The organism is Pseudomonas poae (genome assembly GCA_028869255.1).
Lineage (GTDB): Bacteria > Pseudomonadota > Gammaproteobacteria > Pseudomonadales > Pseudomonadaceae > Aquipseudomonas > Aquipseudomonas poae_C.
The window spans coordinates 2,573,326-2,585,987 of record CP110972.1; the positions used below are offsets into that span (position 1 = coordinate 2,573,326).

The 12,662-nt window shown below is 54.5% G+C and carries 11 protein-coding genes; 7 read left to right on the forward strand and 4 right to left on the reverse strand.

Annotated elements, in window-relative coordinates; translation table 11 throughout:
* Positions 1-8: 8 nt before the first annotated feature.
* The 3 genes from LRS56_11835 to LRS56_11845 are packed head-to-tail and all read right to left on the reverse strand — an operon-like array spanning position 9 to position 4,276.
* Positions 9-1,118: a response regulator gene (locus LRS56_11835; GenBank protein WDU65079.1), complete on the reverse strand. Its 1,110-nt coding sequence runs from the start codon at positions 1,116-1,118 to the stop codon at positions 9-11.
* Complete coding sequence (locus LRS56_11840; GenBank protein WDU65080.1) at positions 1,057-2,751, reverse strand: ATP-binding protein; 1,695 nt, start codon at positions 2,749-2,751, stop codon at positions 1,057-1,059. Before LRS56_11840 ends, LRS56_11835 begins: the two co-directional genes overlap by 62 nt.
* Positions 2,642-4,276 (reverse strand): transporter substrate-binding domain-containing protein, encoded by a 1,635-nt coding sequence (locus tag LRS56_11845; protein WDU65081.1) that lies wholly within the window; start codon positions 4,274-4,276, stop codon positions 2,642-2,644. The genes LRS56_11840 and LRS56_11845 overlap by 110 nt, the downstream gene beginning before the upstream one ends.
* Before the next feature lie 277 nt (positions 4,277-4,553).
* On the opposite strand from LRS56_11845, the gene LRS56_11850 reads away from it, so the two are divergent.
* The 7 genes from LRS56_11850 to LRS56_11880 all read left to right on the forward strand — a co-directional run bounded on the left by LRS56_11850 (position 4,554) and on the right by LRS56_11880 (position 11,455).
* Entirely contained in the window at positions 4,554-5,096 is a 543-nt protein-coding gene (locus tag LRS56_11850; protein WDU65082.1) for a fimbrial protein, read from the forward strand.
* Positions 5,097-5,177: 81 nt separating this feature from the next.
* On the forward strand, positions 5,178-5,921 hold the full coding sequence (locus LRS56_11855; protein ID WDU65083.1) for a molecular chaperone: 744 nt from the start codon (positions 5,178-5,180) through the stop codon (positions 5,919-5,921).
* Positions 5,911-8,166, forward strand: coding sequence for a fimbrial biogenesis outer membrane usher protein (locus tag LRS56_11860; GenBank protein ID WDU65084.1), 2,256 nt, complete (start codon positions 5,911-5,913; stop codon positions 8,164-8,166). The genes LRS56_11855 and LRS56_11860 overlap by 11 nt, the downstream gene beginning before the upstream one ends.
* An 11-nt stretch (positions 8,167-8,177) precedes the next feature.
* Positions 8,178-8,540 carry a hypothetical protein gene (locus tag LRS56_11865; GenBank protein ID WDU65085.1) on the forward strand — a complete coding sequence of 121 codons (363 nt, stop codon included), beginning with the start codon at positions 8,178-8,180 and terminating at the stop codon, positions 8,538-8,540.
* A 29-nt stretch (positions 8,541-8,569) separates the two neighbouring features.
* Entirely contained in the window at positions 8,570-9,898 is a 1,329-nt protein-coding gene (locus LRS56_11870) for a fimbrial protein (GenBank protein ID WDU65086.1), read from the forward strand.
* Entirely contained in the window at positions 9,895-10,647 is a 753-nt protein-coding gene (locus LRS56_11875; GenBank protein WDU65087.1) for a molecular chaperone, read from the forward strand. Before LRS56_11870 ends, LRS56_11875 begins: the two co-directional genes overlap by 4 nt.
* A 169-nt stretch (positions 10,648-10,816) precedes the next feature.
* On the forward strand, positions 10,817-11,455 hold the full coding sequence (locus tag LRS56_11880) for a response regulator transcription factor (protein WDU65088.1): 639 nt from the start codon (positions 10,817-10,819) through the stop codon (positions 11,453-11,455).
* Between the two features lie 172 nt (positions 11,456-11,627).
* Here LRS56_11880 and LRS56_11885 read toward each other — a convergent pair whose 3' ends face one another.
* Positions 11,628-12,509: a LysR family transcriptional regulator gene (locus LRS56_11885; protein WDU65089.1), complete on the reverse strand. Its 882-nt coding sequence runs from the start codon at positions 12,507-12,509 to the stop codon at positions 11,628-11,630.
* Between the last annotated feature and the right edge of the window lie 153 nt (positions 12,510-12,662).

The following is a 12,662-nucleotide window of genomic DNA, read 5'->3' on the forward strand; positions in this document are numbered from 1 at the left end:
GGCAGCCTCTAGACCAGCAGCTTCATCCTGGCCAGCACGGCTTGAACGCGCTGCAAATATTCAAGTAGGTCTGCGCGCTCTACCACCTGACCGGTATCACCAAGCGCCTGTTCCAAATTCGCTGATTGGGCGGCCAACTCGTGAAGGTTAAACAGTCGTAACGCGCCTCGTAAACGATGTAATTGCTCAATCAGCGGTTGCCCATTCAATGGCAGTCTTTCCATATACGCAATATCAACTTCACTGGTCTCGATAAACCCGCTGATCAGCCCCTTAAGTTCAGGATTTGTATCCAGTAACGCCAGTAAGGACTGCCAGTCATTGTCTACCTCGGCGGAGCCAGAATCGTCGGAAGCAGTAGCGCGAGGCATCCATTTATTGACCGCTTCACGCAAGGTATCGAGGTTAAGCGGCTTCAGCAGGCACGCATTGATGCCCGCGGCCGCACAGCGCTTTTGTTCTTCGACAAGCACACTGGCGGTCATTGCTAAAATGGGGAAACCTGAATGGCTGTCTATTTTTGCGCGAATTTTTTGCGCTAATGTATAACCATCCATCACCGGCATATAACAGTCTGTAATCAACATACAGTGAATGTTCTCGTTAAACTGATGCAACGCCTCGCTGCCATTCCCTGCTAGCTCACAATCGAAACCCAGGCGGTCGAGCTGCCACTTTATCAACGCCTGGTTGGTAGGGTGATCCTCTGCTACGAGAATCAGTGGCCGTCCAGGTCCGCCACTGCGCAAGTGAGCCTTGGAACTTACTGCGCACCCTCCTAATAGCTCATTGCACACGTAGACCAGGCTTCCCCACATGAACGGGTTGCTGCTCAACGACGGGTAACCACGCTCCGTATCCTTCCAGCCAGAAAGAATCGGTAACTCCGTCACCTGAACCAAGCGAGCATCGGGCACATGCTGAGCTTTATCGGCACTGTCGAAAAAATACAGATCGCAGGCGACGCCTGCCTCTACATCCTCCAACGAAGCCACTGTAGCGCCGAGTGCGAGCAACAGATAAGTCAGCTCCTCGTTGTCTTGTTTATCGGCAAGATCAACCCGGGCGACGCGTCCGGTAAGCTCCAAAGGCTGGCTGTCGGAATTCGAAATAACCACAGGTAATGCTATAGAAACCTGTGCCCCCTTCCCCCTCTTCACTTTCGAGACTTAGATTGCCCCCCATTAAGCGAACCAGGTGCTGGCTTATCACCAACCCAAGCCCGGTGCCACCGTAACGACGTGTAATAGAGGCATCGCCTTGGGTAAAGGGTTTGAATACACGTTCTAACTGGCTTTCGTTCATGCCAGGCCCGGTGTCGCTTACGGTGATCAGTATATTTTGGGTATTTGCCGTGGAATGAGTCACCGTCACATTGAGCGTAACCGTGCCATCGGAGGTGAATTTAATCGCGTTGCTGAGCAGGTTCAGTAATACCTGACGTAAGCGCATATCATCAACATCGAGGACCCTTGCCAATGTCGGCGCGACGCACACCCTCACTCGTAAACCTTTGACATGCGCTTGATGCGCCATGATTCCCATTACACTGCTAATCAATGCACGCACGTCGCACGGCTGGAAATTAAGCTCCATTTGGTTGAACTCGATTTTCGACAGATCGAGTACATCATTGAGTACCGTCATCAGTGATTTGGCTGAGTCGTCAATCATCTGCATGATTTGCTGTTGAACTGGACTCATGGTTTTGGAGTGTAGTAATTCCAGAAGACCGAGAATGCCATTCATGGGGGTGCGGATCTCATGACTCATCGTCGCTAAAAACTGCGATTTAGCATGAGCGGCTTCTTCTGCCGCCTCTTTCGCCTGCGAGAGTTTTAAAGATTTCTCCCTCGACTCTGTGACATCGACCCAAACGCCGTTCCATATAATCGCAGCAGAGTCCGTAGTCTGCGGTACCGCATCAATGCGCACATGCATTTCGCGGCCACGCGCCCGACAACGGAAAAATGCTCGCAGCGCTAGCTGGTTTGCCGCACTTTCCTCGAGGTCTTCCATCAACTGCTGGAAATCCTCTTGGTGAATCGAATCGAAGAGCAACTTCGAATTGCCGAGAACCTCCTCAATGGTGATCCCCAGCAACTCCTCGATCGGCCCCGCCAAATAACTGAATACCGGCAATTGTCCTGGTTCTTGACTTGCCTCGAAAACGCCGACCAATAAATTGCTGGTGATTCGATTAAGGCGCGCCTCCAGTGACTTGGCGCGCTGGTCGGTGTGGCGAATTTGAGTAATATCCACCAGTGACACCATAACGCCCGCCAGCGCCTTGTCTGCTTGGTAGAAAGGTTTCATCCAATAAAGCCAAACATGCGTTTCTCCCTGCTCATCAAGCATGGAGAGTTCCGAGTGATAACTGTCTTGCGTCTTCATGACACGCGTCGCAAGTTCATCGATGGTGAATGACCAGTCCCCAGGATAATGCAAGGTTTCCAGCGTAGTCTTACCCAGCAAGTCTTGCTTATCCACATTGAACGCCAATTCATAGGCATGATTTATCAAAAAATACCGTTTGCGCACATCTTTCACGATGACCGGATAAGGAAAGGTTTCAATTAAAGATTCGCGTAATTGTAATTGATCGCCCACCAGGCATTCAGCGGCACGCCGCTGGTTTACTTCACGGCGTAGACGACGGTAGAAAAAGGTTATCAAGACACTGGCGATCAAAACGACAGCTAAAGAAAGCCATAGCCACTGCCTGATAGAGGCCCATGACACGCTGTCCATGGGGCGTGGCATGCAACCATTTCTTATTTATTGCCTCTCGCTCTTCTTTGGTTATAGTGCGCAACGCGCGATTGATCAGCGGCAATAGAGGCGCGTACTCCGAGATCACTCCAATTGAAAGGTCACCGGAAATATCCACCGGTGCAACAATCTGCAAGATTCCGGAGAATCGTTTATGCATCAGGTCATTGATAACCGTCAAATTACCGATATAGGCCAGCGCCTTACCGTCCAAGACTTGCTGCATGCCCTCTTCGGGCGAATCAGCCACTTCAATGCGACTGTAGGGCAGCATGGCATGTAACTGATCACGCAGGTACAAGGGGTCACTGACCACAATAGGCTTTCCATTCAGCTCGGCGAGGCGCGAAACACGCAGACCTGAAGTCACAATAACATTACTGAAAAACACCAGCGGGCGAGTATAAAGCACTGTCCCGTGACTGCTTTCAGCGTAGGTAACCGGCAGGATAATGTCTGCGTTACCCGACGCCATACTGAACAAGGTTTGCTTCCATTTTTTGGAAGTAACCGTTACTGTTTTTAGTCCAAGCCGATCAACAATATTTTTAAAATACTCATTGGTTAGCCCGTCCATCTGGCCCTGAGCGTTAATAAACGACACGGGGTACCAACCCGGGTCATAGGCAACTCTCAACGCAGGAAGGCTGTTCAAATAATGGCGTTCATCATCGCTGAGAAACAGCGCTGATGAAGCGTGCTCTCGATTCAGCCAGCGCGATTGCAACTGCGAATACTGTAAATCAGTAATTTGATTCATCGCCTTCGCGATCAGCGAACTGCGCAACGGGTCGTCCTTGGGTACCGCGAAACGCAAGGAGGTTTGAACGTCAGGCAGCGGAAGAGCACCGAGTTGGCGATCTACAAGTTCGCCCATATTAGGATAGGTATCCGCGCCGTCATTTATCAACACGTCAGCCTTGCCCAGCTCCAGCTGTTTCAGCGCTTGAGACAGGCTGTTTACGCTGAGGAGTCGAGTATTGGGATGCAGTATGTTAATCCAGTCCGCTGTCGAATCGCCGTCAACAATAACCACTCTCAATGCCAGCAAACTGTCTATCGATGCACCGTTGGTGAGGCTTTCCGGTGCAATCAACATAGCGGGCGTCTTGAAGTAAGGTGCTGAAAAAGTCGCACATGACGAACGATCACTACTCATAGGAACATCAACTGCAATATCAATACTTTTTTGACACAGTGCAGCGTCCAACTCGGTAACAGACGGGTACCTTCTGAAGACCAGAGACACGTTCAACTGGTGAGCAATCATCGTCAAAAATTCAGCCCCATAGTTGGGGGAATACATCGACTGATCTTTAGCCTGACTGCTGTCAACCATCCCCACGATCCATTCCGGACTGCGCTGAAGAAACGCTTGCTCAAGCGTGCTGTAGCCCGGCTCATTGGCAACAGCAGGCGATGTAAAAAATACACAACATAACGTGATGAGCGAGCAGGCGGATAACAACGCACGTGTTCCGAAGCGTCTTGGTTGAGGTCTCATAAACTCAGTCACCGGGTAAGGATAGGTGAGATTACCGTGAAACGTTGAATCGTCATAGCAATGGATCAATGAGCCAACAAGTTCACACGTATTTTGAGTTCTCCCGTCCACTTTTGGCAATTACCAGAATATTCCGGGTTTATCCAACGCCCCCCCTCGGAATAATTACACCACAGCCGCTGAGTCATCCGAAGCACCACGGCCTTAATGCAGGGGGAACGACCTCCCTAAGGGTGTCATTGCCCAGATCAATGACATGTTATGTAAGGAAGTATCCATGAAGCGTACCGCACTATTACTGGCCATCAGCGCGTTGCCAAGCCTCAGCTTTGCCGCCGGCACCAACACCATCACCTTTAAAGGTCAAGTTTCCAGCCAGACCTGCAAAGTGTCGGTTAACGGCGACCAGGCCAACCCTTTGATTCTGCTGCCAACTGTGTCGTCTTCGGCACTGTCTGCCAAAGGCAGTACTGCTGGCGAAACCACGTTCACTATTGCGCTGAGAGACTGCACAGCACCCACCACAGATGCGCAAAAGATCAACGTCATGTTTGGCACGAACAACGTCACTTCTGCTGGCAACCTGGCCAATACCTCCGGTGACGCCAAGAACGTTGCGTTGCAGTTGCTCCCCGCTCCAGGCAGCGCCACTCCTGTCGTCCTGAGCAGCACCGGTACTACGACCGTTGATGGGCTGACGTTGGCACTGAACCAGACGTCGACTAGTCATGACTACGCCGTTCGCTACATCAGCGAAGCAGGTTCGGCGACCACCGGCTCGGTCGGCGCTCAAGTGCAGTACTCATTCAGCTACCTGTAAGCGTCCAGTCGCCTGCCGCTGCGTCTGCGGCAGGCTTTCCTTTTCTGCGTTCAGCGCACTTCACCCCCCAGGCACACCAAAATGTTCAGACATTGGCGCGAAGCACTTTCAATTACCTTCGTCATGGCCATGACAGTAGCCAGCTCCGCCAGCGCCAGTGTAGTGCTAAACGGAACTCGGGTTATTTTCCCTGCCTCAGCCAACGAAAAAACCCTGCAGTTCAGCAACGAGGGGCCAGTGCCTTACGCGGTGCAGGTCTGGTTGGACAAAGGCAACGCGAACTCCACCGCCGCTACTGCCGATGCCCCGTTTGTGGCGACTCCACCCGTGTTCCGGATTAACGCCAACGGCGGCCAGTCTGTGCGACTGATCAAAACCGCCGCAGATTTTCCGACCGACCGAGAGTCGCTGTTCTATCTTAATTTTTTGCAAATTCCTGCACTGCAGGCGAGCTCAGAGCAGGCCAACCGATTACTCATAACAACGGTAAGTCGACTGAAGGTGTTTTATCGCCCCGACAACCTGCAAGGAAGTCCCGAAAAAGTTGGCGAGCACTTAACGTTCAAACGTGAACTCAAGGACGGCAAAAACCAACTGCGCGTCGAAAACCCCACGGGCTATTTTGCGGTCATCCGCGAGGCACGCCTTAGCCAGGATGCGCACACTGCAGCACTGGCCGAGTCGGTGATACTCGCGCCGCACTCCGTCCAGTCATGGCCACTTCCTGCGCAGGCGCAAAAGCTGTCGGTTGGCAGTCACATCACGCTGACGCTAGTGAATGATTACGGTGCAGATGTCACCCATGAGTTGACGCTTGAACCGTGACAGACCACTTGCCGTGTTGCGCCGCCTTCGAGCCGCCTGCTTGCGCCAATGGGTACTAGCTGCGCTGTGCACAGGCTGCTACACGGTCGCAGGCTATGGCGCAGAGCCGGAGTCGAGTGACGGCTACCGATTCGACGACAGCCTGCTGCCTGGCGGCATACCGGGAATGGGTTCGCTGGCACGCTTCAATCGTGTCGATGCTATTGATCCAGGTGAATATCAAGTCGAGCTGTACATGAACAAGCGCTTTATTGATCGCGTGAGCATTAACTTCACTGCGCAACCCGACGGTGGTGTGAAAGCGTGCCTGCAGCGCGATTTACTCTTGCGCCTGGAAGTACTCGACAGCGCCATTCGCACGCCAGACAAAGGCGGCTGCGATACCTTGGAGCATCTTGTTGATGGCGCTTCGAGCAGCTTCGATCCGGCACAACTGCGCTTGGACTTGAGCGTACCGCAGATCATGACCAAACAGCGCCCACGCGGTTTCGTAGCAACCGAAAATCTTGACTCCGGCACGACCATTGGTTTCGTCAACTACAGCGCAAGCCAATATCACGCCAGCTACTCCGGCACTTACGCGAATCGAACCGACTCAAGCTATCTGGCGCTCAACGAAGGCGTCAACTTCGGTCTATGGCGCCTGCGCCAACAATCCCAACTCCACTATGACAATCTGCAAGGTGGCCGCTGGGACATCACCCGCACCTACCTTCAACGCGCGTTGCCTGCGCTGGACAGTGAACTGACTGCGGGCGAGGGCTTCACTTCCGGGCGTTTTTTTTCCAGCATGAACTACCTCGGCATTGAACTGACCAGTGATCCGCGCATGCGTCCGGACTCGCTACGCGGCTATGCGCCGACAGTCCGAGGAATCGCCAAAACCCACGCCCAAGTAGTGATCCGCCAGAACGGCAGCGAGCTGTATCAGACCTCCGTCGCCCCTGGCCCGTTTGAAATCAACGACCTGACCACCAGCGGCTACAGCGGCGATCTGGAAGTCATCGTTAAAGAAGCCGACGGTACCGTCAGCAGCTTCAGCGTACCCAATTCGGCCCTGCCAGAGAGTTTGCGTCCTGGCGACTCACGCTACAGCTTTGCTTTAGGTAAAAGTCGCGATACCGGCAGCGCCGCGCCGTTCAGCGAGTTTACCTATCAGCGTGGTCTGGACAACAGCTTCACCGCCAACACCGGCCTGCGTATCGCCCAGGGCTACCAGGCACTGGCCATTGGCGGCGTCTACGGCAACTGGCTCGGAGCATTTGGCCTGGACAGCACATTCTCCAGAGCCGAACTGCCCGGTGAAGGCACCCAAGAAGGCTGGATGCTGCGCTTAGGCTACAGCCGAACGTTCGAACCGACCCGCACCAGCTTTGCACTGACCGCCTACCAGTACTCAACGACAGGCTACCGCGACCTGAATGACGTATTGGGCCTGCGCGCTGCTGATGCACAGGGCAAGACGTGGCGCTCGAACACCTACCAGCAACGGTCGCGCCTGGAAGTATCGGTCAATCAAAGTCTGGATAAATGGGGCAACCTGTTTCTGTCCGGTGCTAGACAGGACTATCGCGGGCAGCGCGAAAGCGACACACAACTGCAATTCGGCTATTCGAAAACCTTCGGCAACGGCCTCAGCGTGAGCCTGTCGGTGGGCCGCCAACGTGTCGGCGGCTACCTTAGTGATCGCGGCAACCCATACATCGAGCCCGACGATCTGAGCCGTCAGGGCGATACCGCAGGGCTTACCATTGACGGCACCCGCCAAACCTTGAGCCTGCTCTCAGTATCCTTCCCGTTGGGTTCGTCGGGGAAATCCAGCACGCCCTACGTGAGCACCTCCATCAGCCAAAGCGCTCAGACCACCCTTACCCAGGCCTCATTATCCGGTACGCTCGGCGAGCAGCGCCCACTGAGCTACAGCGTGGATACCTCGCGTGACAGCGCTGCACGCACGACTACACTGGGTGCAGGCCTGCAACAGCAAACCGCCTATGCCAGCATCGGCGGCAGCGTTTCCCAAGGCGAGGATTATTGGCAAATGTCAGCCAACGCGCGCGGTGCGGCAGCACTGCACAGTGGTGGCCTGACGTTGGGGCCTTATCTGGGTGACAGCTTTGCCTTGGTCGAAGCCCAAGGCGCGCGCGGTGCAGCATTGATGAACGCCCAGGGTGCGAGCATAGACGGGCGTGGCTACGCCCTGCTCCCTCACTATTGCCCTACCGCTACAACAACATTGGCCTGAGCCCGGAGGGCATGAACGATAAAACCGAGCTGGAGGATGCCCAGCGCCGTGTAGCGCCCTACGCCGGGGCAACGTTAAAGGTCACCTTCAAGACTCGACACGGTGATGCCCTGCTCATTCGCACGCACCTGGACAATGGTCAGCAAGTACCGCTGGGTGCTGATGTGCTCGATGCACAAGATCGTGTTATCGGTATGGTTGGGCAAGGCGGCCAGGCTTATGTGCGCAGCGAAACCCGGGAAGGACGCTTGACCCTGCGTTGGGGTGAAGGCCCAAGCGAGCGTTGTGTGCTGGACTACGCAGTCAATGCACAAGCCGCCTCGTCCCCCTTGATCCAACTGGACAGCGAATGCCGCTTGCCCGTGAACCAATGACTCCGCCACAGTCCTTATTGAGACTTTTCATGTTTGAATCAACCCGACTACGTCTTGCTCTTGTGTTTAGCCTTGGGCTATTTGTGAGTACTTCTGCGCATGCCAATTGCCAACAAAAATACAACGGCTGGGCCAATTGGGATGGCAACTCTGTACAAATCAAGGCCGGACGCATCAACCTCAGCTCAAGCTACCTGCAGCCGGCGGGTACTCCTCTGGCCACCACCATTACCTCGCCTAACGATTGGTTGGGAGCGGATACCGTGTTGTTTGAATGCGACTTGGCCGATAAGGATAGTCTCTACGAATTGTTCGCCACCAATGGCGACGACCGCCTGGGCGGATACTGGGAAATTGGCAACGGCGCAGGCACCGCTATCAACGATGGCTTGCCGGGTGTCTATGCCACGTACTTCCCTTATGTGGGTATAAAGATAACGCACCTGGATTCAGGTAAGGTTTTTTCGCGCTACTGGCAGGAAAGCAAGATCACCCGTTATGACGTGGTCGGCAACAAGCTGCAAGTCAAACCCAAGCATTTGAGCGCACTCAAGGCAGAATTGATCAAGGTCTCCGCTACCCCGCCCGAAGGCGGCAGCGGGAGCAACTATTGTGGCGCGCAGGCACAAGTCGTCAGCTCGACAGCCAGCTATAATTACGCCTGCACCCAGCCTAACGCCTATGTAACGTTCAAGGCGCCCGGGCTTGTTTACGATCCGGTGGGATCTGACAGCAACACCAATTATCGATTTTGGGGGCCCGGCAACGGCATCGCCTACGGTTTACGTAATGCCTCGACCTTGAGCGCGACGTCGACTTGTGTAGCGCGCAATGTCACCCCCGTCGTAACCTTTCCGACCATCAGCGTTCAGCAACTGAGCAGCGGAGAAAGTCGCGAGGCTCAATTCACGGTCGAACTTGAGTGCAGCAACAGCGCCACTTCCGGAGTTCAATCGAGTCAGACCGCGCTCGGTATTCAGGTCTCGCAACCAGCCTTCGCCAAAGCTCAGGAACTGGGCTTGGTCAACAGCTATGGTGGCGTCGATTATCTGCTTTCCAATGGCTATGGCATCGACCCTGGCGTGGCCACCGGGGTTGGGATCAGCCTGCGCGACAGCGCCGCCGGCAACCCGATGAACTTCGTTGGTTGGCCTGGCAATACGGGGGCGAACAACCCCACCGGCAAGCTGGCGGGCTGGTACCCGGTATTGGATCAAGCCACGTCTCAGGGCGAAAGTGCAGCTGGCTATACTCGATACACAAAGGTAATCACTGCCGTGCTGGAAAAGCTGCCACGGCTGCAACCCACTGCAGGTCGAGTCGATGCGACTGCTTATGTGCTGGTGAAAATCCAATGAACCGTGTCAGTCAGCAACTTGCTTCATCGCTCTTGGCCGCACTGCTGGGGTTAATCAGTACATCCTGTTCAGCTGGGGTAATGGCGGACCGCACTCGCCTGATTTTTCAGGAAGGGCAAGCACGACAAACGCTCACGCTCGCGAATACCAATGTCTACCCGGTGGTAGTGCAGACCTGGATAGACAAAGGCCAGGGCGACAAACTGCCGCAGAATATCGTGTCAGCCTTTATTGCTATGCCAGCGGTGTTCCGCCTGCAACCTTCTGCACTGCAAAATCTTCAGATAATCCTAACCGACCCAGCGCTGCCCAAAGACCGAGAGTCGCTGTTCTGGCTCAACCTGTACGAGATTCCACCCCGTAACGATGCGAGCGCGACGGACGCGACTCGCGTGACCCTAGCCATGAACACCCAATTGAAAATTTTCTATCGCCCTAAAGGTCTGCCTTCCTCGCCAGAGCAGCTCACGGACTCACTGCACTTTCGCCTTGAAAAAACCACCCAGGGCCTGACCCTGGTCTGTCGCAACGACAGCCCCTATCACGCTTCATTTGCGTCCCTGGGCTTAATCCGGGATGGGCAAGGCGTTGCCCGTGTGACTGACACCGATCTGCTTAGCAGCCCTTACAGTGAACGTCGCTACCATGTTGACCAAAGCCTGCTAAAAAGCCAGGAAACGGTGCAATTGAACTATGATTTGATCGACGACACGGGCCGTATTCGTTCAGGGCGCGCAATGCTGCAGTGACCGTTGGCAGGACAAAACTTTGATAGTCCGTAACCCTCTGCGTCTTGTGATGTCTATGTATTTACATGACGTTGCGCGCAGTGCCGCAGGTACCTGTTGGGCATACGCCAAAGACGCAGGCTCCACCCCTCATCAACTGAAAAGTCTGACAACACCAGGGGAGTTCACCGTGAACCTTCGCATTGTCATCGCCGATGACCACCCGATCGTCCTGCTAGGCACCCAACTGTTGTTGGAGAAAAATGGTTGCGGCATCGTTACCGGCCAAGCCAAAAGCCCTGAAGAACTCGAAGTCGTTTTAAGCAAGACCCCTTGTGATCTGTTGGTGACGGATTTCGCCATGCCGGGTAGCCAGCGGGATGGGCTTGCAATGCTCAGGCGCCTGAGACAGCTTTACCCGACGTTGAAAATCATCGTTCTCACCTCGCTGCAAAATTCCAGCTTGGTATTGAGCATCTTGAATTTGAACGTGAACGGGGTAATTGAAAAAAACGCAGACCCGGCAGAGCTGTCGCTCGCTATAAAACACGTCATGAATAACAAAATATTCTTGAGTGACTTTTTCCGCAAAGCACTGGCTGATGAATGCATTATTAGCCCGGAAAAAACCACCATAAAGCTGGCCCCCAAAGAAATCGAAGTCATCCGTCTGCTAGCCGCGGGCTATACCCCCAGCGAAATTGCGGACAAACTATCACGTAGTATAAAAACCATCAGTTGGACCAAAATTTCAGCTAAAGGCAAGCTAGGGATCACGTCTGATGCCGAGCTATTTGAGTACTGCCGCAATGCCAGATTGATCAGCTAGTGAATACGTGCCTCTACATGACGTGAAGGCTCTCGTAGCTTAAGGGATATCGCTGTTCACGATCGCTGGTGCATCCAGTGTCGTGGGGGCAAAAATGGGGGCATTCAAAAACGCCGATCATCACTGATCGGCGTTTTTTTAACCCGCCAACACCTGATGGGCAGCGCTGGACTCAATCGGCCAGACGCATTGACAGAAAGTCTATCAACGCCTTGAGCGCGTTCGGCATTCGCTGGCGTGACAGGTAAACGGCATGGATACCGATAGGCTTGATGCGATGCTCAGCAAACAGTCGAACCAGACGCCCGTCCTTGATGGCCTGCGCGGCGGCAAAATGCGGTAGCATCGAAACGCCTGTTCCGCTCAACGCAGCGCGCACGATGATCGACGCTTCGTTGGTGCTGAAGCTGCCGGTGACAGGCACGCTGACGTTTTCACCGTTGACGATGAAATGCCAGAGGCTGCGTCCGTAATACGTGTAGGTCAGGCAATTGTGGACAGCCAGGTCTCGCACGTCCCCAGGCATGCCATGGCGCTGGAGATAGGCAGGGCTTGCGCAGATGAACGAGTCCACTTCGCCGAGCTTCTTCGCGATAACGCCCGGATCGAGGTTGCTCGTCACCCTGATCGCCAGGTCAATCCCCTCTTGCGCAAGATTGGTCATGCCATCGGCAATCTGCAAATCGATGGTGACAGCCGGGTATAGCTGAAGAAATTCCATCAGCAGGTCCGTCAGGCAATATTCGGCAAAGATCGACGGTGCAGTAACCCTGAGCAACCCCTTGGGCGCACTCTCGGCTTGCGCCCCCAGCACCTTGACGTCTGTCGACAGCGCTACGAGTTCTTTGCAAATCGGTAGCAGTTGCTCGCCCGCTGCCGTGAGGCTGAGTCTGCGTGTGGTCCTGTGCAGCAAGCGGATTTCGGCCCACTCCTCCATCACGCCGATGTAGCGTGTGGCCATCGCCCTGGACATATCCAGGTGCGTGGCCGCCGCCGAGATGCTGCCCCTGGCTACCGTTTCAAGAAATACTTTTGCCGCTGTCAATCGGTCCATCTGCGCGCTCGGTGCAACAAAGCGTCAACTATAGCCCGGTATATCTTCGCCCGCTAAGCGAATACGGTAGCGCCCCTGCGATACCGGCTCACCACCACCTGGAAGAAGGTGCCGCACTGTTGATCACGTTTATTCCTGAACCGGAGAAGTTTA